A 22,040-nucleotide genomic window follows, 5' to 3' on the forward strand; every position below is an offset into this window, starting at 1 on the left:
AATTATTGAGCTTTCAGAAGCAAGTAAAAAAATCTGCGCAAATTATTCCAATTTCTTAAATCTGTGTTCCTTGTATTATTTTAAATTGTAGAGCTTTTAGAAGCAAGTAAAAAAATCTGCGCAAATTATTCCAATTTCTTAAATCTGTGTTCCAAAAAATGTTAATAAACTAAACTCCTAAACATTCAAATTTCTAAACATATTTCTGTACTTTGCGGTTAAATAAAAACCTGTGGCAACCAAAAACTTCTATTCCATTTTATCCAATAATTTTCCATTTAGTCCAACGATTAAGCAAGATTCGTTCTTTCAAAAAATTGCAGTTTTTATTACAAACACTAATAACGATGCAATTTTTGTTTTAAAAGGATATGCAGGAACAGGAAAAACTACAGTAATATCAACCATTGTAAACAATCTTGTTGAAATTAATAAAAAATACATTTTGCTTGCACCAACAGGTCGAGCTGCTAAAGTCATTGCCAATTATTCTAACAAACCAGCATTTACAATTCACAAGAAAATCTATTTTCCAAAGAAATCAAGTGGTGGCGGAGTTGCTTTTACCATGCAACAAAATAAACATAAAAACACAATTTTCATTGTTGATGAAGCATCTATGATTTCTGATGTTGCAGCCGAAAGTAAAATGTATGAAAACGGAAGTTTGCTCGACGATTTAATATCCTATATATATAGTGGCGAAAATTGCAAAATGATTCTGCTTGGCGATACAGCACAATTACCTCCAATTAATTTAGATATTTCTCCAGCATTAAACACCGATACATTAGAATTAAATTATGATAAAAAAGTAGATTGGATAGAACTCGACGAAGTGATGCGTCAAGAATTAAACTCTGGAATTTTATACAATGCAACCAATTTACGTGAATTGCTAAAGGATACATTCATCACAAAATTCAAGTTCAAATTAAAAGGTTTTAAAGACATCATTCGCTTGACTGATGGTTACGACATTCAAGATGCAATAAACCAAGCATACAGTAATTATTCTATTGAAGATACAGCATTTATTGTCCGTTCCAACAAAAGAGCCAATCAATACAACGAACAAATTAGAACCAAAATTCTCGATAAAGAAAGTGATTTGTCTACAGGCGATTATTTAATGGTTGTCAAGAACAATTATTTTTGGCTAAAAGAAAAAGACGAAGCTGGTTTTATTGCAAATGGTGATATTATCGAAGTTCTAGAAATTTATAGTTTCAAAGAATTGTATGGATTTAATTTTGCAAAAGTAAAAATACGAATGGTTGATTATCCTAATCAAATTCCGTTTGAAACCGTTTTAATTTTAGACACAATTAAAAGCGAATCACCATCATTAACTTATGAACAATCCAACAAATTGTATGAAGAAGTAATGCAAGATTACGAACATTTAACCACCAAATACGCCAAGTTTCAAAAAGTAAAAGAAAACGAATTCTTCAATGCTTTGCAAGTTAAATTCTCTTATGCTATAACTTGTCACAAAAGTCAAGGCGGACAATGGAACACCGTTTTTATAGAACAACCATATTTACCAGAAGGTATCGATAGAGATTACATTCGTTGGTTATATACAGCAATTACAAGAGCTAAAGATAAATTGTATTTGATTGGGTTTAAGGATGAATGTTTTGAGGAGTAGAAATAATTAAAAATAACTTCTTTCACAGATTCAAGAATGTAAAGCAATTTTAAATAAAAAAAACAGTCACATAAAATTATGTAACTGTTTTTTTTGAAATTATAAAGGGTTTTTATTTAATTACAGTACAAGTACAATAATTAAAATATCTTGCCCAATTGTTACCTGAAAAGTCATCATATCCTGCCCAACCAGTTTCTGTTTGTATAATTGAACCATTTTCGTTTGTTTTTCTCATACTAGAATGAGCAGCAACTACAAAACATCCATTTGCGTCTTTTTGAACATTAGCCATTGGAATTTCAAATGTATAATTAGAAGTTAATTGGTTAAAAGTAACTTTGTATGGAAATTGACCTGGTATTGGATTTCCATTTTTTTGTGGAACTCCACTTAAAGGTCCAACATACAAATGAAGTTCTGTAAAATGCCAATTTTCATTTGCATTATAATCAACATATAAGAAATCAGAATTGTTTCCAATAGTTACATTTCCAGAAAGGTAATTTTGTCCAGCATTAATATTAATAACCTCTTGTGCACAAGAATATCTTGCAATTGAATTTGTTGAGTTACTTTGTAAAGCATTATCTTCGGTACAACTTACTGTCAAAATAATTAATGCTAAAAATAATAAATGTTTTTTCATGATTCTAAGATTTTAAGGGGTTTTAAATTTTCTTGCACAAAGTATTCAAATTTGAAACTAGTAATAAAAATAAAATCGTTTAATTACCTGAAAAATTGTTAAAGTGTAAACGTTACTTAAAAAAAATGTATTTCACCCAAGTAAAATAATATCCTTAGAAAATATTATTTTAAAAAAAATAAAAAATAATTTTTCATAATACATTCGCCAACACAAGTTATAAGCTTATGAGTAAACTCGGGATTTATTTGGTAGCACAAGTGATTATCTTTTTTTTATTTTTCACGTTTTTTTTTTCAAAGTTTTAGGTATATTTGATTACCAGTGTTTAATATATGCCATAGTCGTAAAACTTGAGAACGTTGGCAGAAACTTGAAAAAGCTTAATGCTGTCTAAAAATTAAAAAAACTAGAAATGACAATCAGCACAATTAATAAGTCACAACACAAAGCAGCAACAGTTGCAGGATATGCTTTTCTAATCACTTTTGCAATTGTGGCCTTCGTTAATTTTGGTATCATTGACCCTTTGATCGTCGAAAACAATGCAACTGAAACTGCTCTAAATATATTGGCAAACGAACAACTCTTTCGAATTGGCATCATTGGCAATCTTATTTATTGCACAGGTCTTATGGTTCTTTTTACAGCACTATATGTAATTCTAAAGCCAATAAATAAAGGACTAGCATTGCTTGGAACATTCTGGAGACTCGTTTGGGTATTAATGTGGCTTCTTATGACGCTCAATCGCGTTGACGCATTACGATTAATAATTGGTGGCACTTACCTTGAAATATTTGAGGCGAAACACTTGCAAGCTTTAGGAAGCTTCTATCTTGCCAAAGGCATAGACTACTATTATGTTGGTCTGCTTTTTACAGGATTGGCATCTACACTTTATAGCTACCTTTGGCTAAAGTCTGATTATATTCCCAAAGCAATTGCTGTTTATGGTATAATTTCATCTGCATTTTGTGTAGGATGTACTTTTATTTTTATCATTTTTCCGCACTTCGACCAGATAGTTAACCTGTGGTGGTTTGATATGCCGATGGTTATCTTCGATTTAGCACTTAGCATTTGGCTTTTATTTAAGGGATTACGAACCAGATAGCGCATCTATGATAATAAAAACAAACTAATAGCGCTATATTTGAACATAAAATAAATATAAATCTCATGAATCCAATACTACCCGAAATTACAATAGAGCAATTTCTTCTAGCAGAAGCTAACATTAGAAATAAAAACCAATCTGAAAATATAGAGATTTCATACATAGCGATAGGAATAGGATATGTTAATGATTTCAAGATTTCATTTTTAAATAAGAACGGTACAAGATTTTATCCTGACATTACTGCACAAGGTATTCACGACTTAACCAATAATAAACGCCATAGTGCTTCTTGCGGTTTACTGAAAGCCGAAGATTTATATTCTTCGACTCTTAATTTGCTTCCTTTTGAATATGGTTTTATTGATTCAAGTCGACCAAACAGTGCATTGTATCACAGTAATATTTTCTTTTATGCAATTGGTGGATTACAAAACTTTTTGTCGGCAATTGAGTTAAGACATGTTGATAGAAGTTTTACTGGTACCGTAATTGGTAGTTCAACACCTACAATTGGTTTATCTGAAATTTATAAAGAGAATGGAGAGATAAAAAGTAGAAGATGGCTTGACCACGTTCCTATGGAAGCTAAATTCACAGAGTATAGAAAGTTTACTTTTTAATTTAATTATCTTAATCTCAGTCCAGAAAGTGCGGATTTGCAATCTATGTACACAAATAAATTAATTTTGAACACATAACAAATTGGATTTAATTAATTCTGCTCCGCAATCATATTAAAACTTTGCGGATTTTTTTATAATTTAGCTAAACAAATAAATTATAAAACCATGGCAATAATAAACCCACATTTAAACTTCAACGGAAATGCCGAAGAAGCATTCAATTTTTATAAATCAGTTTTTGGAGGAGAGTTCTCTAAAATTATGCGTTTCAAAGATCTATCAAGTTCTGAATTTCCAATTTCAGAAAAAGAAGCAAATAAAATAATGCATATTGCTTTGCCAATCGGTAAAAATATTTTAATGGCAAATGACGTTCCAGAAATTATGGGACGAACCAACGAAAACGAAAACAGATCTAAAATATCAATTAGTGCCGAAAGTCGAGAAGAAGCCGATAAATTATTCAATGGACTTTCTACTGGCGGAACTATTGAAATGCCAATTCAAGATAGTCCTTGGGATTCTTACTTTGGAATGTTTCGAGATAAATTTGGAATTGAATGGATGGTAGATTTTGATTCAAAATAATAAAGTATAAAAGTGAATTACAAAAATGAATTATCATTAAAATCAAGTTATAGGAGATTACTTGACTTGGTATTTGTTTTTTAGAAGTTTATAAAATATTCAGAAAATGAAATTCTCAAAACTCTTGATTGTTTTAATATTCTTTTTTACAATTATTTCTTGTGGTTCTATGGATAAAAATGATAGAATTGTACGTAGAAAAGATTTTTTTAACAGATTTTCTCAAAAAGAAATTATTGCAACTTCAGGTTGGAAAATGGGAGAAGATAAATTATTTTTAAGAAAAAATAAAACATTTAGAATTTATTCAAATGTTTTTGGAATTGTTAATTCAAGTTATTATTCAGGAAAATATGAAATCTCAAATGACACTTTAAAACTAAAATACACAAATAACCACAAGCTTCTATTTGATGAATTATACTTTACTTTTGAGGATAATTATGAAGTTTTGAAATGCCAAGAAAAAACTTTTTATATACAACGTAATTATTTAACTAAAAAGAAATTCTAAATTCTATATTGTGAATTAGAAACTAGAAAAAATTTTCATTCAAAATTTTCTATACATTTTCTAAAGTCTTTAAAACACGCAACAACTTAATAGAATAGTAACTTTTGCAAAATAATTTTAGTAACTGAAACGAATCACAACACATGCAATTGTTAGCTTAAAAAATGGAAAATATTAAAATTAATAAAGTAACAGAAAAAGACATTAATCAATTGCAAAAAATTGGAAGACAAACTTTTTATGAAACTTTTTATGATTCAAATTCTGATGAAAATATGAACCAATATTTAAAAGATGGATTTTCTGATGAAAAACTAAAATTGGAGTTGAGTGACAAAAATGCAGAATTTTATTTTGCTTCTTTTGAGAATAACATAATTGGCTATTTAAAATTAAATTTTGGAGCATCACAAACAGAACTTAAAGACGATAAGGCACTTGAAATTGAAAGAATTTATGTACTTCAAGAATTTCATGGAAAAAAAGTTGGACAAATTTTGTATGACAAATCAATTGAAATTGCTATACAAAAGAATGTCGAATATGTTTGGTTAGGAGTATGGGAAGAAAATCCAAGAGCAATCAACTTTTATAAGAAAAACGGTTTCGTTGAGTTTAACAAACACATTTTCAAATTGGGCAATGATGAGCAAACTGATATAATGATGAAACTGAATTTGAAAAGCAAATAATAAATGAAGCTAAATCTTTATTAAATTTATTGACATTTTTATAATTAGTGGACTAGAAAAAAAGTATTCTATTTTACTTTCAACGTTTTTGGTATATTTGATAAATTAAAACTTCAATGAAACCAATAAAAATTCTATTTTTCATTTTGCTAATCATTTTGCAAAGCTGTAGTAAAAACGATGAAACTACAGCTCCAATAATTACAGATAATTTTCAACCAGTTGCAACCAAAGATATTGTAATGTATGAAATTAATCCAAAATCATTCAGTTCTTCCAAAAATTTTCAAGGAATTACCAATAGATTAGATGATATAAAAGCATTGGGAATTAATACCATTTGGATAATGCCAATTTATGAAGTTGGTGTTGTAAATTCGTTTGGCTCTTTTTATTGTGTGAAAGATTATAAAAAAATCAGTTCCAACTATGGCACAATGACCGATTTAAAAACTCTTGTAACCACTGCGCACAGTAAAGGAATTGCAGTATTGTTTGATTGGGTTGCCAATCATACTTCTTGGGATAATTCATGGATTACAACTAATCCGAGTTGGTATACTCACGATACAAACGGAGCTATTATTCATCCATCAGGAACAGGTTGGAACGATGTTGCCGATTTGAATTTTAGTAATGTTGATATGCGATTGGCAATGATTGAAGCCATGAAATATTGGGTAACCGAAGCCAATATTGATGGTTATCGTTGTGATGCAGCCGACTTTGTTCCTTATGACTTTTGGCTCCAAGCAAATACAGCTTTAAATGCAATTCCAAATAAAAATTTAATTTTATTAGCCGAAGGAAACCGTGCCGACCATTTTACTGCTGGATTTCAAATGAATTTTGCTTGGGATTATTTAAATACAGAAAAAAATGTATTTGGAGCAAGTCAATCAAGTGTAGCATCAATATTTTCGACAAATACTAACGAATACAATTCTGTTCCAGCCGGAAAAGAAAAATTACGTTTTACAACCAACCACGACGAATCGTTTAATGCAACACCAATTTCTGTTTATGGCGGAAATAATGGTGCATTGTCTGCATCGGTAATTTCAATTTTTTTGCAAGGTGTTCCTTTATTATATTGTGGTCAAGAAGTAGGAGTAAGTAGTAATACAACTTATAATGGTACAAATACAATTAATTGGAATCTCAATGGCGATATGTTAACTGCATATAAAAACATGTTAACATTCTACAATTCATCAACTGCTGCACGAAATGGAAGTTTAACAACTTATTCAAATTCTAATGTTGCAATTTTCAAAAAGAGTACTACTTCGCAACAGGTTTTGGTAATTTCTAATGCTCGTTCTTCATCACAAATTGTTTCAATCGAAACAACTATTCAAGGAAATTGGACAAATGCAATAACTAACGAAGCAGTAACTTTATCTAATAGTTTATCTTTAACTGGATTTCAATATTTAATACTTAAAAAATAAAATCACCAATGAAAAACTGGGTTTTATATTCTTTAATTTCAATGTTTTTTGCAGGATTAACTTCTGTAATTGCTAAAATGGGTTTAAAAAATGTTAGCTCAGATACTGGTTTGGCAGTAAGAACGGTTGTTGTCTTTATTATAGTTTGGATTAATGTAATTGCTTTTCAATCGGTTAAAGATTTTAAAAATTTAACAAAAGCTGATATAATTTTTCTTTCAATTTCTGGAATAACAACATCACTTTCTTGGATATTTTATTACAAAGCCATAAAAATCGGTAATGTTTCGCAAGTTGCATTAATTGATAAGGCAAGTATAATTATAACATTATTACTTTCTTTTGTAATTTTAAACGAACAATTTACCTGGAAAATTTTAGTTGGAGGAGTTTTTATAATATTAGGTTTATTAATTTTGACATTAAAGTAATCATTTTAAAAATACATTTTATATGAATATAGAAACAATACTATCAATTTGCCTCGGAATTGGACTAGCATCTGCCTCTGGATTTAGAGTTTTCCTTCCAGTTTTTGCGTTGAGTTTAGCATCTTATTTTAATATAATTCCATTAAATGAAAGTTGGGCTTGGCTTGGTGGTTTGCCAGCAATAATTAGTTTTGGTGCTGCAATGATGTTCGAAATTTTTGGATATTATATTCCGTTTATCGATAATTTATTAGATACAATTGCAACTCCATTGGCAGCAATTGCAGGATTTGTTATTATGTCATCAACACTAGTAGATATTTCTCCAACAATGACTACAATTCTCGCTATAATTGCAGGAAGTGGATCAGCATCAGCAATGCAAGGATTAACGACTACAACACGATTGGCATCAACAGTAAAAACTGCAGGTTTAGGAAATCCTGTCGTTTCTACTGCTGAAACTGGAACCGCAATAACATTGAGTTCATTAGCAATTTTTCTTCCAATAGTTGCATTAATCGTTGTTGTTATTATCTTTGGACTTATTTATTGGATGTATAAAAAAATTAAAAATTAGTTTCATAAACTCTTAAACATTTAAACTTTTATGAAAATAATCGCCGTAATTCCAGCACGTTATGCTTCAACTCGTTTTCCTGCCAAATTGATGCAAGATTTAGGAGGAAAAACTGTAATTCTTCGAACTTATGAAGCTGCAAAACAAACTAATCTTTTTGATGATGTTTTTGTAGTAACTGATTCTAAATTAATTTATGAAGAAATAATTTCTAATGGTGGTAAAGCAATAATGTCTATAAAAGAACACGAATCTGGAAGTGACAGAATTGCCGAAGCTGTAGCAAATCTTGATGTTGATATTGTTGTAAATGTTCAAGGCGACGAACCATTTATAAACAAAGAACCATTAGAAAAAGTAATTGAAATTTTTATTAATGATGTTGATAAAAAAGTAGATTTAGCGTCTTTAATGAAAGAAATTACCAACGAAGAAGAAATCAATAATCCTAATAATGTAAAGGTTGTTGTGGATCAAAATAATTTTGCATTATATTTTTCACGTTCCGTAATTCCGTATCCAAGAGAAAAAAATGTTGGAGTTCACTATTTTCAACACATCGGAATTTATGCTTTTCGAAAGCAAGCACTTTTAGATTTCTATTCACTTCCAATGAAATCATTAGAAGCATCCGAAAAACTAGAACAACTTCGTTATTTAGAATTCGGAAAACGAATAAAAATGGTAGAAACAACTCATGTTGGAATTGGCATTGATACTGTTGAAGATTTAGAAAAAGCGCGTTTGTTAATAAAATAATTTTCTTCAAACTTACTACTTAACACTTCATAAATCCAACCTCGTACTTCATAAATCCAACCTCGTACCTATATCTCACATTTCACTTTCACTATCAAAATATCCTTTACTTTTTACCTTAGCCGAAAAGAAATTTAAAAATAAAACCACAAACGATAAGAAAAACATTGCTTGAATACTTACTAATACTTTTGCAAAAGTTGTAACAGGATAAAAATCGCCATAACCAACAGAATTAGAAGTTATTATACTAAAATAAATTGAATCAAACCAATGGCTAAATGGTTTATTCATGTTGTTTCCACAAGAATATAAAACGCCAAATGCTACTACAATTTCTAAATAATTAAAAAATAAAAGTAGCATAGAACGCTTGTATGATCTTGGTCTTGACAACATATCTGAGGCAAAAATTAATGTTGGAATATATAAAACTGTTTCCAATAATAAATAAATCATAACCCAAACAACTACATCATTGTTATACCAATGATATTTTAATATTAAAACAGGAAATACAACTTTGGCTAAAACAAAAGCATCCATTGACAAATCTTGATATTCAAAACCTTTTTTACCAGAAAAGTATTTAATGTAAATTCCAGGAAAAAAAAGTTGAGAAACAGAAAGAAATAACCTAAAAACTTTTTCTATTCCATTATCATCTTGATGGTCATTGTTCCAAATAGATCTAATATTTAAAATCCTTTTTTGTATAGGATTAAATCTTGGCTTATCCTTTTTGGTAATTTTGCCAACCAATAGTTTTTTTATAAAATTTATCATTTATATTAACTTTTTTATGGTAAATAATTCGTTATGTTCTTCAACTTTTGGATACATTCTTAGCGAATAATTGTCATCAAATTTCTTTTTATAATCTAAATTTCTTATCCTATCTTTCTCGTTGATTATCATTGTGTTAAAAAGAATAAATCCATTTTTATTTAAAATAAAATTTATTCTATTTATAAAATAATCTTCAAATAAAAAATTGGGCATTTTGGTGTCTTGAAAAATATCAATAATTATTAAATCATACTTGGTTTTGGTTTTTAAAACATACTCAAATGCATCATCAATAATAATTTCTAGGTTTTTTATTTCGTTAATTTTAAAATATTTATTTGCAATTTCAATGATATTCGAATCGATTTCTACACCAGTAATTTTGCCTTTAAACTTTATTTCATCAACCAAAGTTTTTATTACACTTGCACCAGCAACACCAAGAACAAGAATGTTTTCAAATTCTTTAATGCGTTCAAAACCAATGTATTTCAATCCTTTCCTCAATATTCTTTGCAAACTTCCATAAGAATAATTGGTGTTTTTAGAATCTAAAACCAATTCGCCATTATTCCAAGTAACCTCTAATGATTTACTTACAGAAGAATTTTTCGTAATAACATTTATCGGAATAAAATAACTAAAGAATTTGGCAAACATATATTTATTTACAATATTTTGTTAGATAATATGCTAAATTTACACAAAATTTTCTAGATGAAGAAACGACTTTATAATTTTATTTTTTTCAAACTAATGGGTTGGAAAATGATTGGTACAATTGACAAAAACATTAAAAAATGTATTATCATTGTTATTCCACATACCAGCAATTTAGATTTTCTAATTGCATTATTAATTAGAGGAATTTTGGACGTAGAAATAAATTTTGTTGGCAAAAAAGAACTTTTTTCTTTTCCGTTTGGATATTATTTTAGAGCCGTTGGCGGTGCACCATTAGACCGAAGTGGTGGAAAAAATAATGTAGATGCAACAGCCGAAGTTTTTGAAAAACATGAAATTTTTAGATTAGCACTTTCGCCAGAAGGAACAAGAAAAAAAGTTGCCGAATTAAAAACTGGTTTTTACTATATTGCACTCAAAGCCAAGGTTCCAATAATTTCAGTTGCATTTGATTTTAATAAAAAAGAAGTTAGAATATCTAATCCGATAACTGTTTCTGGAAATTATAATGAAGATATGAAACTTATTCTTCCACATTTCAAAGATGTTAAAGGAAAAAATCCAGAAAAAGGATTTTCTGTAAATTAATAAACCAAATCTATTTTTTACTCGTAAATACTTTAAACAGAATAAGTTTTAACTTTTGTTTGAAATTTTTTCATTATTAGAATATAGTTTTGTTAGTTATATTTTTGTTTAAACCTTCAATTATTTTTTAGTTGAAGGTTTTTTATTTTAAAATAATTCAGTTCTTTACATTTGTATCAAATTAAATTTATGGATTATTTAGAATTACATAAACAATATAAAGAAAATTCCCTTTTTGGAAGATATATAACACTCAATGAGATTGAGCCAATCTTAAATAAACTTCCTTTAGAGGTAATTGGAACATCAGTTTTAGGAAAACCAATTTATAAATACATTGTTGGTTACGGAAAAACTAAAATTTTTATTTGGTCTCAAATGCATGGTAATGAAAGCACTACAACCAAAGCATTGTTTGATTTTATTAATTTTATACAATCTGATGAACTTGAAGCAGTAAAAATACTTTCTGATTTTACATTTTGTATTTTGCCAATGGTAAACCCAGATGGTGCAACATTATATATTCGCGAAAATGCTAATAAAGTAGATTTAAACCGCGATTCTGAAAACTTATCACAACCCGAAAGTTTATTATTGCGTAAAACATTTGATGATTTTAAACCTAATTATTGTTATAATCTTCACGATCAAAGAACCATTTTTGGTGCAGGAAATACTGGAAATGTTGCCACAGTTTCCTTCTTAGCACCATCTTTTAACGAAAATAGAGAAGTAAATGAAATTCGTTCTAAAGCCATGAATGTTATAGTTGCCATGAATGAAGAACTTCAAAAACATATTCCAAACCAGGTTGCACGTTTTGATGATAGTTTTAATATAAATTGTATTGGAGATAAATTTACATCATTAAATGTGCCAACAATTTTATTTGAAGCAGGACATTTTAAAGACGATTATTATAGAGAATATACTCGAAAAATGATTTTTATTGCATTAATTTCAAGTTTGCAGAATAATTACGAAAACGATATAGTTAATGTTAAAAATGAGTTTTATTTAAAAATTCCTCAAAATAATATCGTTTTTTATGACTTTATCTATAAAAATGTTAAAATAAATTATGATAATAAAGAAATAATTACGAATTTTGCTGCTCAATACAAAGAAGAACTTATTGATGGAAAAATTCAATTTAATGCTTATATAGTAGAAATTGGAGATTTAAAAGGAAAGTTTGGCCACTACCAGTTTAATGCTCATAAAATGAAGTATTCTAATGAAAGTGAATCTAGCCCGAAAATTAATCAAAAAGCTAACTTCATAATAGGAAACGAAAACATATTTATTAATGGAATAAAAAAATAATTCCATTATCATTTGTTTCTTAATTATTTGTAATGAAAAAAAGTAATAATTAATAAATTAGTAATTATGAGTAAGTTTCGATTAGATGAAGTAGATCACCAAATTCTTGATATGTTAATAGATAACACAAGAATTCCGTTTACAGATATCGCAAAAAAATTATTAATTTCTGCAGGAACAGTTCACGTAAGAGTTAAGAAAATGGAAGATGCAGGAATCATTATGGGTTCGTCATTAACCTTAGATTATGAAAAACTTGGATATTCTTTTATTGCTTATGTTGGAGTTTTCTTGAACAATACATCACAAACTAAATTTGTATTAGAAAGAATTAACGAAATTCCATTTGTTACTGTTGCTCATGTAACTACTGGAAAATTCAATATTTTTTGTAAAATTCGTGCAAAAGACACTAAACATGCCAAAGATGTAATTTTTATGATAGATGACATTGAAGGTGTTTATAGAACAGAAACTATGATTTCACTTGAAGAAAGCATCAACGACAAAAAACGTTTGATGCACACAATATTTAAAGAGATTTAATACAATATCTTTCAAAAATTTAAAACCTCATTTGTTAATACGATTGAGGTTTTTTTGTACCTTTAAATTTCAATTTCGCAAATGAATAAAACTAAATACATATCGCTTTTTTTTATTATTTTAGTTTCAACTTTATTTTATCAATTTGTTTATAAAGATAATACAGATAAAAACTTTGTTACTTATATTGTTAATCCTAAAATTGAAAACATTTGTTTTTATTTAAAGAATAATAAACAAGAAAATTTTGGCAGTATTCTAAATTTAAAAACATATTTAAATAAAAAAAACAAACAACTTTTATTTGCAATGAATGGCGGAATGTATAAAAAAGATAAATCGCCACAAGGATTATATATTCAAAACAAAATTTTATTAACTCAAATTGATACAACTTCGGCCGGTGGAAATTTTTATTTAAAACCAAACGGAGTTTTTTATATTTCAACAAATAATGTTGCAAATGTTTGTAAGACGGATGATTTTAAAAATCTAAATATAAAATATGCCACACAATCTGGGCCAATGTTGGTTGTTGATGGAGAAATTCATAAAGCATTTAATAAAAACTCTACCAATTTGAATATTAGAAATGGTGTTGGAATTCTTCCTAACAATGAAATTGTTTTTGTGATGTCTAAAAAAGAAATAAATTTTTATGATTTTGCAGAATTCTTTAAAAATAAAGGATGTAAAAATGCTTTATATTTAGATGGTCTTGTTTCTAGAACATATTGTCCGAAAGAAAATTGGGAACAAATTGATGGCGATTTTGGAGTTATAATTGGTGTTACAAAAAAATAAAATCTAATTAATAAATATGTATCTTATGAATGCAAGTCAATTAAAATCAAATGAATATGGCGAATGGTATAAACCCTATATTGCAACATTAAACGAAGAAATACTTATTGAAGAACTAGAAATAGCATTGCATAGATTTATACGTTTTGTTCAAGATATTCCAATCGAAAAACATGATTATGCTTATGCAGAAGGAAAATGGACAATAAAAGATATTATTCAGCATTTAATTGATTGTGAAAGAATATTCAGTTACAGAGCTTTATGTTTTGCTAGAAATGATAAAACATTTTTACCTGGTTTTGAAGAGAATGATTATGCCAATGAAGCTAAAGGAAAAAACAGATCATTAATTAGTTTATTGACTGAATTAGCTGCGGTTAGACAAGCAACACTTTTACTTTTTAAAGATTTTACAGAGGATGAATTGTTGCGATTAGGAACTGCTTCCAATAATTCTATGTCAGTTAGAGCAGTTGGTTTTATTATTATTGGACATCAAAATCATCATCAAAAAATATTTGAAGATAGATATTTGTAAAATACGAGGTACGAAGTTTACAATATTGCATAAAAAAATTCCAAATTTAATTTTTTAAATTTGGAATTTTTTACTTTGTACTTCGTATATCAAACCTCGTATTTCGGTTTATTCTTCACCTTCGTCGTCTTCATCAAAATTATCTGATGGTTCATCATCTTCATCATCTTCATCATCTTCATCATCAGAGCCACCTTTGTCTTTTAATAAATCTATTTCATCCTCATCCTCATCCTCAGATGCATCTTCATCATCATCTAAACCTGCAACAGGAATTATTGGTTCAATTACCGAATCAATATCGTCTTCTTCGTCATATTTTTCCATACGACTTGCCAATTTAGTACTAACCTTTACTAAATAAATTGTGTCTACTGTTTTTACTTCTACAGCTTCAATCAATTCGTTTTGGGCATTTCTAAAGCGTATGATGTCTGAATCATCATATCCTTCAGGAAATTTTTCAACTAATAAGTTTAAAATATCTCCAGTTAGTTTTGCATAATCAACAATTACTCTTCTCATAAAATGGTTTATAAATCTAATAAATAAGCAAATATTAATGGTGCAACTATAGTTGCATCTGATTCTATAATAAATTTTGGAGTATGAATGTCTAATTTACCCCAAGTAATTTTTTCGTTTGGAACTGCACCAGAATACGAACCATAACTGGTCGTAGAATCTGATATTTGACAGAAATAACTCCAAAACGGAATATCATGCATTTCCATATCTTGATATAACATTGGCACAACACATATTGGAAAATCTCCAGCAATTCCACCACCAATTTGAAAGAAACCTAATCCTTTTCCGGTAGAGTTTTTAGGATACCAATCTGCCAACCACATCATATATTCAATTCCGCTTTTCATTGTTGTTGGTTTGAATTCTCCTTTTATACAATAAGAAGCAAAAATGTTTCCCATTGTACTGTCTTCCCAACCTGGAACTACTATTGGTAAATTCTTTTCGGCTGCTGCAACCATCCAAGAATCTTTTGGATCAATCTCGTAATATTGTTTTAAAACGCCAGAATTTATCATTTGGTACATAAACTCATGAGGAAAATATCGTTCTCCTTTAGAATCTGCATTATTCCAAATTTCAAATAAATGCGATTGTAATCTTCTAAACGCTTCTTCCTCGGGAATACACGTGTCTGTAACTCTATTGTAATGATTTTCTAATAAATCCCATTCGTCTTGTGGCGATAAATCTCTATAATTAGGAACTCTTTTATACGAGTTGTGTGCTACAAGATTCATAATATCTTCTTCAAGATTTGCTCCTGTGCACGAAATAATATGTACTTTGTCTTGACGAATCATTTCTGCCAAAGATTTTCCTAATTCGGCTGTACTCATTGCACCAGCTAAGGAAATCATCATTTTTCCGTTTTCTAACAAATGTTCTTCATATCCTTTTGCTGCATCAACAAGTGCTGCTGCATTAAAATGAAGATAATGTTTTTCAATAAACTGACTTATTGGTCCTTTACCCATTTTTTTTTTAATCTGAATTTATTTCAGATTCTGTAATTTAGTTATTAATTTAATCTTTTAGTTTTGACATCAAAGAAAAACTATTTTTCTAAAATTTCAAACTGTTTTATAGAATTTCTATATTATTTTAATGTTAAAAATTTATAGATATTTGTAGCTTATTTCTTAGTATAACCCAAAATTTTCAATACATCATCAGAAGTTTGTTGTTCAGAAAAAACTTCGGTTGCTAGAATTCCATTTTCATCTCTATCAATTAAAATATGTTTTGGTTGCGGAATTAAACAGTGATGCAATCCTCCATATCCACCAATAGTTTCTTGATAAGCACCAGTATTAAAAAATCCTATATATAATGGCTTTTCTTTATTATATTTTGGTAAATAAATGGCATTCATGTTTTGTTCTGAATTGTAATAATCATCACTATCACAGGTCATTCCGCCAAGAAGAACTCTTTCATATTGATCGTTCCAGCGGTTTATTGCCAACATTATAAATCGCTTGTTAATTGCCCAAGTATCTGGTAAAGTTGTAATAAATGAACTATCAATCATGTTCCATTTTTCTCTATCGTTTTGTTGTTTTTGATACAAAACCTGATAAATTGCTCCACCAGATTCGCCAACGGTAAACGAACCAAATTCTGTAAATATATTTGGAACATCAACTTCTGCTTCTTCACAAGCAATTTTTATCTGATTGATAATTTCGTCAATCATGTATTGGTAATCATATTCAAATGCCAACGAGTTTTTGATAGGAAATCCGCCACCAATATTTAATCCGTCAAGCGAAGGACATTCTTTTTTTAATGCAATATATACTTTAATACATTTAACTAATTCGTTCCAATAATAAGCGTTGTCATTAATTCCTGTATTGATAAAAAAGTGAAGCATTTTGAGCTCTAATCTATCATTTTCTTGTATTTGCTTTTTGTAAAAAGCAACAATGTTTTTATATCCAATTCCTAAACGAGAAGTATAAAACTCAAATTTTGGTTCTTCTTCGGCAGCAATTCTAATTCCTATTTTAAATTTTCCTTTAATTTCTGCTTGAAGCAAATCAAGTTCTTCATAGTTATCAATAATTGGAATGGTGTTTTTATGTCCATTATTAATTAATCGAGCAATGTTTTCTATATATTGATCTCTTTTAAAACCATTACAAATAATGTAGGTGCTTTTATTTATTTTTCCATTTTCTAATAAATTTTCTACAATATTAATGTCAAATGCTGATGAGGTTTCTATGTGAATATTGTTTTTAAAAGCTTCATTCATTATGTATTCAAAATGAGAACTTTTGGTGCAATAACAATAGTAATATTTACCTTCATATTTGTTTTTTTCCATAGCTTTTCTAAACCAAGCTTTGGCTCTGTTTATATTGGCAGAAATTTGTGGTAAATAGGTAAACTTTAATGGTGTTCCGTATTGTTCAACCAATTTCATTAAATCTATATTATGAAATTGAAGCGCACTATCTTTAGTTAATGTAAATTCTTCTTGAGGAAAATAGTAAGTTTGATTTATTAAGTCGAAATATTTTGTATTCATTAGGTTTTTATTTTTAGAAGATTAATTTATTATTTGGAATTAATCTTTCGTTCAAACCCTAATATTTGCATAAACAATAGGTAGTTTAGTTGTTTCTGATTTTATTATTTCTAAAAACAATCCTAAGATAGTTCTAATTGATGTCAAGAAAGTTACACACAATACTTGAAAACCGGTATTGGTTTTTAGCGTAAAACTTCTATAAGTATTGGTGTTGTTGTTTTTATTCATCATGACAAATGTAGAAAAATAAATAGCTGAAATGCAATAATTTTAATAAAAATAATTAGTTTTTATAATCCTCAAAACTATTGATAATCAATTTGTTATCAATCTCTTGATTTATTGTTGTTTTTCCAATGCCATTTAGTAATGCAAATTGCACTTTACCATACTCATTTTTTTTGTCATGAATCATCAATTCTAATATAGATTTAATGTCATTTTCTGAAAATTGATGTTTGTCAAAAATGTTGCAAATAGTATTTTTTATTTCTAGATAATCAGTATTAGAAATCAATTTTTTTTCTTTAGAAATAAAACTTTCTAAAACCATTCCAATAGCAATTGCTTCGCCATGTAATAAAGGTGAACTTGATTCTAAAAAATGACTTTCTATAGCGTGACCAAGTGTGTGACCAAAGTTAAGTGCTTTTCTAATTCCGTTTTCGGTTGGATCTTGTTTTACAATTTCGTTCTTTATTTCTACAGAACGATATATTAATTGGTCTAAATCTTCAAAATTTAATGTTTTTAAATCTAAAAATTGGTTCCAATAATTTTTATCAAATATCAATCCGTGTTTTAACATTTCTGCCAATCCAGAACGCATTTCTTTTTGAGGCAATGTTTCTAAAAAATTAGTATCAATTAATAAAAGTTTAGGAACATTTATTACTCCAATCTGATTTTTTAAATTTCCTAAATCAACACCGTTTTTTCCGCCAATTGATGCATCAACCATTCCTAGTAATGTTGTTGGAATATTAATAAAATCGATTCCTCTTTTAAATGTCGATGCAACAAATCCGCCAATATCTGTAATAACACCACCACCAAGATTAATTATTAAACTTTTTCTATCTGCACTCAAATCTGAAAGAATAGACCAGATTTCAACACAAGTAGTAATATTTTTTACTACTTCTCCGGCTTCGATTTCGATAATTTCAATAGGAATTTCAACTGCCAAATTTGGCAATAATTTAGTAAGACAAAATTCATTAGTATGTTCATCAACAATTATAAAAATTGAAGAATATTTGTTTTCATCGATAATTTGATTAATTCTTTCGTAACCAATTTCGTTAAAAAAAATTGAATATCCGTTGGCCTCGATTGATTGCATAGTGACGTATAAATTTTGAACAAAAATAGTCACTTTTTTTTTATCATATATGCGAATTATTATATAATTAAATTATAAAATGAGCTTGATAATAAATAAAAATTTGTAATTTTGTTTAATTATTTATTATAAAGATTAAACAAAAATATTTTGAAACCAATTATTGCAATCCTAGAGAATACTAATTTTACAGATATTCAAATTGATAGAATTATAGAAATGGCTTGGGAAGATAGAACTCCTTTTGATGCTATAAAATTTCAATTTGGATTAGCAGAAGCTGACGTAAAAGCACTAATGAAAAAGGAATTAAAATTTAGAAGTTACAAATTATGGCGTGAAAGAGTTGAAAATTGTAAAACAAAACATTTTTCTAAAAGAATCGAAGGAATAGACAGATTTAAATGCAATTTGCAAAGAGCAATTTCTAATAATAAAATTTCTAAACGCTAATTAATATGGAAAGTAAGAAACCCGATAATGTTGTTTTTTCTGAAATGGATGGATATAATGCAAGTTTATTACCATATTCTACAAGTGTTGGCGCACCAGCAATTAAAGTTGATGATGTGTTTTCTTGGAAAAGTAGAGGAATCAGTAATGTAAATAAGGAATTTGAAAATAAGTTTAATGAACTTAAAATTCAATATGATAATTTAATGAAAGAATATGAATGGAATGAATTGGTATACAATTCTAAATTTTCATTTGAACCAGTTATTGGCGAAATTTATCATTTATATCTTGGTGATGATGGAATAAATTTTCTATCATTAATTTCACCTCAAGAATGGAATAAAGAACACATTGGCACTTTTAAATTGAATAGTAATAAAAAGTGGATTATTCTAAATCAAACTGAAATTGTTTTCTCCTAAATAATAAATAATGCAAAAACATTTCAGTTTAGAAGATATAATGTTAATGGATAAACAAGAACGTGTTCATTTTATAAACAGTATAGGCGGTTTTAAAAGTGTTGCATTAATTGGAACTTCTGATAAAGATAAAAATACTAATCTAGCAGTTTTTAGTTCACTTTTTCATATTGGAGCAAATCCACCACTAATAGGTATAATCTTTCGTCCATCACCGCCAGAACGGAATACATATAATAATATTATTGAAACAGGATTTTATTCTATCAATCATATTAATGAAAATACTTATAAACAAGCGCATCAAACATCTGCTAGATATGACAAAAATATTTCAGAATTTGATGCAACAGGTTTAAACACGGAATATAAAAATAACTTTTTTGCACCTTTTGTTGCTGAAAGCAATATTCAGTTAGGAATTGAATTTAAAGAGCAAATTGATATTTCAATAAACAATACTATAATGGTTATTGGAGAAATTGTTCAAGTTAATATTCCAGAAAATTGCTTGCTCGAAGATGGTTTTGTCGATTTAGAAAAAGCAAATACAGTTACATGTTCAGGTCTAGATAGTTATCACAAAACTATTAAATTAGATCGATTGAGTTATGCTAAAACTGATAAAGAAATTACTTCATTAAAAAGAATTGAATAGAAGATTTATTAGTTTTTATATTTAAAGGTGATATAAATTAATAAATGATTAATCAGAAACTCTTTAAAATTAACTTTTAGTTCAATTTAAAATTACTAGAATTAGTGTAACTTTAAGCAATAACGAAAGAAATTAAGAATAAACACTTGAGTAACCCATACAAGATAAAAATGCACGGAGTAAAAAAGCAAAACTTACCAACTAAAATTTGCATTGTCTGTCAAAAACCATTCACTTGGCGAAAAAAATGGGAAAGAGTTTGGGATAAAGTAAAATATTGTAGCGATAAATGCAAGAAACAATAAATTATAAATTTTATACTCAGATTATAAAGATTTTTTTAGGTAGAAATTTGATTTGTAATTTTCAAATCCTATTAAACTTTTTAAATCTGTAGTAAAAGCAATAAAAATATGAAAACTGCAATAGTTTGGTTTAAAACAGATTTACGTTTGCACGATAATGAAACACTTATCAAAGCAATTTCACAAAGTGATATTATTATTCCTGTTTATTGTTTTGACGATTCCCATTTTGATACAACTGAATTTGGATTTCAAAAAACAGGAAGTTTTAGAGCGCAATTTTTATTAGAATCTTTAATTGATTTGGATAAAAACTTGCGAGAACTAGGTTCAGGATTATTAATAGTTAAAGGAAAACCTGAAATCGAAATCCCAAAAATTGTTCAAGAATATAATGCAACTAAAGTTTTTGCAAAAAGAGAAGTTTCTCATGAAGAAAGACAAACAGAAACATTAGTTCAAAACGAACTTTTTAAACTTAAATGTGAATTTCAATCTTTTAGTACAAGCACATTGTATCATGCAGAAGATTTACCTTTTTCGATAAAAGATATTCCAGATGTTTTTACCAATTTTAGAAAAAAAACCGAAAAAGATGCAGTAATTAGAAGTGTTTTTAAAATGCCAATTCATATCAAATCACCAGAAATTGCACTACTAGATTTGCCAACATTAGAAGAATTAAATTTAAAATATATAGCTATTGATTCAAGAGCAGCTATTGATTTTAAAGGTGGCGAAACCAAAGCCATCAATCGATTAAATCATTATTTTTTTGAAACTAAATGTATTTCACAATATAAAGAAACAAGAAACGGTTTGGTTGGTCAAGATTTTTCGTCCAAATTTTCAGCTTGGTTGGCTTTAGGTTGTATTTCTCCGAGATTTATTTATCAGGAATTAAAAAAGTATGAAAAACAATTTGAAGCTAATGAATCAACTTATTGGCTAATTTTTGAATTGTTATGGCGAGATTATTTTAGATTTATGATGAAAAAATACAACACTAAATTTTTTCAACAAGCCGGATTTCAAGGCAAAGGAATTGAAGTAAATAAACATAATAATCTTAAACTTCAAGATTGGATTGATGGCAAAACTGGAGTCGATTTTGTTAATGCTAATATGATAGAATTAAAACTTACAGGATTTATGAGTAATCGTGGACGTCAAAATGTTGCCAGTTATTTTTGTAACGATTTAAAACTTGATTGGCGATTTGGTGCTGCTTATTTTGAGCAACAACTTATTGATTATGATGTTTCTAGTAATTGGGGAAATTGGGCTTATTTGGCTGGAGTTGGAAATGATCCAAGAGGAAATCGTTATTTTAATATTGAAAAACAAGCTTCTGATTATGATAAAAACAAAGTGTATAGGAATTTGTGGTTAAATTCATAAAAAATATTGTAAAACTCTAATTATATTTG

General features: G+C 28.1%; 28 protein-coding genes. 20 read left to right on the forward strand and 8 right to left on the reverse strand.

Going from position 1 to position 22,040, the window contains the following annotated elements:
* Positions 1–232: 232 nt before the first annotated feature.
* Positions 233–1,657, forward strand: coding sequence for an ATP-dependent RecD-like DNA helicase (locus ACH2BO_RS02705; RefSeq protein WP_395043219.1), 1,425 nt, complete (start codon positions 233–235; stop codon positions 1,655–1,657).
* Positions 1,658–1,769: 112 nt separating this feature from the next.
* Here ACH2BO_RS02705 and ACH2BO_RS02710 read toward each other — a convergent pair whose 3' ends face one another.
* Entirely contained in the window at positions 1,770–2,306 is a 537-nt protein-coding gene (locus ACH2BO_RS02710) for a hypothetical protein (protein ID WP_395043220.1), read from the reverse strand.
* A 415-nt stretch (positions 2,307–2,721) separates the two neighbouring features.
* Between ACH2BO_RS02710 and ACH2BO_RS02715 the strand changes: the two genes are divergently transcribed.
* From ACH2BO_RS02715 to kdsB, 9 genes are all read left to right on the forward strand, one after another.
* Positions 2,722–3,423, forward strand: coding sequence for a DUF4386 domain-containing protein (locus ACH2BO_RS02715; protein WP_395043221.1), 702 nt, complete (start codon positions 2,722–2,724; stop codon positions 3,421–3,423).
* A 65-nt stretch (positions 3,424–3,488) separates the two neighbouring features.
* Entirely contained in the window at positions 3,489–4,049 is a 561-nt protein-coding gene (locus tag ACH2BO_RS02720) for a hypothetical protein (RefSeq protein ID WP_395043222.1), read from the forward strand.
* A gap of 168 nt (positions 4,050–4,217) precedes the next feature.
* A complete protein-coding gene (locus ACH2BO_RS02725) occupies positions 4,218–4,640 on the forward strand; it encodes a VOC family protein (protein WP_395043223.1) in 423 nt (140 codons plus the stop codon).
* Between the two features lie 106 nt (positions 4,641–4,746).
* Positions 4,747–5,154: a hypothetical protein gene (locus ACH2BO_RS02730; protein ID WP_395043224.1), complete on the forward strand. Its 408-nt coding sequence runs from the start codon at positions 4,747–4,749 to the stop codon at positions 5,152–5,154.
* Positions 5,155–5,318: 164 nt separating this feature from the next.
* Positions 5,319–5,846 carry a GNAT family N-acetyltransferase gene (locus ACH2BO_RS02735; protein ID WP_395043225.1) on the forward strand — a complete coding sequence of 176 codons (528 nt, stop codon included), beginning with the start codon at positions 5,319–5,321 and terminating at the stop codon, positions 5,844–5,846.
* Positions 5,847–5,962: 116 nt separating this feature from the next.
* Entirely contained in the window at positions 5,963–7,300 is a 1,338-nt protein-coding gene (locus tag ACH2BO_RS02740) for an alpha-amylase family glycosyl hydrolase (RefSeq protein ID WP_395043226.1), read from the forward strand.
* Between the two features lie 8 nt (positions 7,301–7,308).
* Positions 7,309–7,731, forward strand: a complete 423-nt coding sequence (locus tag ACH2BO_RS02745) for an EamA family transporter (RefSeq protein ID WP_395043227.1) — start codon at positions 7,309–7,311, stop codon at positions 7,729–7,731.
* Positions 7,732–7,753: 22 nt separating this feature from the next.
* Complete coding sequence (locus tag ACH2BO_RS02750) at positions 7,754–8,311, forward strand: DUF4126 domain-containing protein (protein ID WP_395043228.1); 558 nt, start codon at positions 7,754–7,756, stop codon at positions 8,309–8,311.
* Positions 8,312–8,341: 30 nt separating this feature from the next.
* Complete coding sequence (gene kdsB, locus ACH2BO_RS02755) at positions 8,342–9,070, forward strand: 3-deoxy-manno-octulosonate cytidylyltransferase (protein WP_395043229.1); 729 nt, start codon at positions 8,342–8,344, stop codon at positions 9,068–9,070.
* A 75-nt stretch (positions 9,071–9,145) separates the two neighbouring features.
* On the opposite strand, the gene ACH2BO_RS02760 is transcribed toward kdsB, so the two are convergent.
* Together ACH2BO_RS02760 and ACH2BO_RS02765 are read right to left on the reverse strand one after the other, a co-directional pair.
* Positions 9,146–9,856, reverse strand: coding sequence for a potassium channel family protein (locus ACH2BO_RS02760; RefSeq protein ID WP_395043230.1), 711 nt, complete (start codon positions 9,854–9,856; stop codon positions 9,146–9,148).
* Positions 9,857–10,519 (reverse strand): spermidine synthase, encoded by a 663-nt coding sequence (locus ACH2BO_RS02765; RefSeq protein WP_395043231.1) that lies wholly within the window; start codon positions 10,517–10,519, stop codon positions 9,857–9,859.
* 57 nt (positions 10,520–10,576) lie between these two features.
* Here ACH2BO_RS02765 and ACH2BO_RS02770 point away from each other — a divergent pair, with 57 nt between their 5' ends.
* The 5 genes from ACH2BO_RS02770 to ACH2BO_RS02790 all read left to right on the forward strand — a co-directional run bounded on the left by ACH2BO_RS02770 (position 10,577) and on the right by ACH2BO_RS02790 (position 14,351).
* Positions 10,577–11,131: a 1-acyl-sn-glycerol-3-phosphate acyltransferase gene (locus ACH2BO_RS02770; protein ID WP_395043232.1), complete on the forward strand. Its 555-nt coding sequence runs from the start codon at positions 10,577–10,579 to the stop codon at positions 11,129–11,131.
* A gap of 189 nt (positions 11,132–11,320) precedes the next feature.
* Positions 11,321–12,460 carry a M14 metallopeptidase family protein gene (locus ACH2BO_RS02775; RefSeq protein ID WP_395043233.1) on the forward strand — a complete coding sequence of 380 codons (1,140 nt, stop codon included), beginning with the start codon at positions 11,321–11,323 and terminating at the stop codon, positions 12,458–12,460.
* Positions 12,461–12,526: 66 nt separating this feature from the next.
* Complete coding sequence (locus tag ACH2BO_RS02780; RefSeq protein ID WP_395043234.1) at positions 12,527–13,006, forward strand: Lrp/AsnC family transcriptional regulator; 480 nt, start codon at positions 12,527–12,529, stop codon at positions 13,004–13,006.
* Between the two features lie 81 nt (positions 13,007–13,087).
* A complete protein-coding gene (locus tag ACH2BO_RS02785) occupies positions 13,088–13,810 on the forward strand; it encodes a phosphodiester glycosidase family protein (protein ID WP_395043235.1) in 723 nt (240 codons plus the stop codon).
* Between the two features lie 25 nt (positions 13,811–13,835).
* Positions 13,836–14,351: a DinB family protein gene (locus ACH2BO_RS02790; RefSeq protein WP_395043236.1), complete on the forward strand. Its 516-nt coding sequence runs from the start codon at positions 13,836–13,838 to the stop codon at positions 14,349–14,351.
* 108 nt (positions 14,352–14,459) lie between these two features.
* On the opposite strand, the gene ACH2BO_RS02795 is transcribed toward ACH2BO_RS02790, so the two are convergent.
* From ACH2BO_RS02795 to aroB, 5 genes are all read right to left on the reverse strand, one after another.
* Positions 14,460–14,876 (reverse strand): DNA primase, encoded by a 417-nt coding sequence (locus tag ACH2BO_RS02795; protein WP_395043237.1) that lies wholly within the window; start codon positions 14,874–14,876, stop codon positions 14,460–14,462.
* Positions 14,877–14,884: 8 nt separating this feature from the next.
* Positions 14,885–15,859 (reverse strand): deoxyhypusine synthase family protein, encoded by a 975-nt coding sequence (locus ACH2BO_RS02800; protein WP_395043238.1) that lies wholly within the window; start codon positions 15,857–15,859, stop codon positions 14,885–14,887.
* A 158-nt stretch (positions 15,860–16,017) separates the two neighbouring features.
* Positions 16,018–17,421, reverse strand: coding sequence for an arginine decarboxylase (locus tag ACH2BO_RS02805; protein WP_395043239.1), 1,404 nt, complete (start codon positions 17,419–17,421; stop codon positions 16,018–16,020).
* Positions 17,422–17,472: 51 nt separating this feature from the next.
* A complete protein-coding gene (locus ACH2BO_RS02810; RefSeq protein WP_395043240.1) occupies positions 17,473–17,655 on the reverse strand; it encodes a hypothetical protein in 183 nt (60 codons plus the stop codon).
* A gap of 52 nt (positions 17,656–17,707) precedes the next feature.
* The gene (aroB, locus tag ACH2BO_RS02815) at positions 17,708–18,769 is read right to left on the reverse strand and encodes a 3-dehydroquinate synthase (protein WP_395043241.1); all 1,062 of its coding nucleotides are present in this window, start codon (positions 18,767–18,769) and stop codon (positions 17,708–17,710) included.
* Positions 18,770–18,919: 150 nt separating this feature from the next.
* Here aroB and ACH2BO_RS02820 point away from each other — a divergent pair, with 150 nt between their 5' ends.
* The 5 genes from ACH2BO_RS02820 to ACH2BO_RS02840 all read left to right on the forward strand — a co-directional run bounded on the left by ACH2BO_RS02820 (position 18,920) and on the right by ACH2BO_RS02840 (position 22,011).
* Positions 18,920–19,222: a TIGR03643 family protein gene (locus tag ACH2BO_RS02820; RefSeq protein ID WP_395043242.1), complete on the forward strand. Its 303-nt coding sequence runs from the start codon at positions 18,920–18,922 to the stop codon at positions 19,220–19,222.
* Positions 19,223–19,227: 5 nt separating this feature from the next.
* Positions 19,228–19,647, forward strand: coding sequence for a DUF2452 domain-containing protein (locus ACH2BO_RS02825; protein ID WP_395043243.1), 420 nt, complete (start codon positions 19,228–19,230; stop codon positions 19,645–19,647).
* A 10-nt stretch (positions 19,648–19,657) separates the two neighbouring features.
* Complete coding sequence (locus tag ACH2BO_RS02830) at positions 19,658–20,305, forward strand: flavin reductase family protein (protein ID WP_395043244.1); 648 nt, start codon at positions 19,658–19,660, stop codon at positions 20,303–20,305.
* A gap of 170 nt (positions 20,306–20,475) precedes the next feature.
* On the forward strand, positions 20,476–20,610 hold the full coding sequence (locus ACH2BO_RS02835; protein WP_395043245.1) for a DUF2256 domain-containing protein: 135 nt from the start codon (positions 20,476–20,478) through the stop codon (positions 20,608–20,610).
* A gap of 108 nt (positions 20,611–20,718) precedes the next feature.
* Entirely contained in the window at positions 20,719–22,011 is a 1,293-nt protein-coding gene (locus tag ACH2BO_RS02840) for a DASH family cryptochrome (RefSeq protein ID WP_395043246.1), read from the forward strand.
* Positions 22,012–22,040: the final 29 nt, after the last annotated feature.

The sequence above is a fragment of the Flavobacterium sp. genome (assembly GCF_043773265.1).
In the GTDB taxonomy this organism is placed as follows: domain Bacteria; phylum Bacteroidota; class Bacteroidia; order Flavobacteriales; family Flavobacteriaceae; genus Flavobacterium.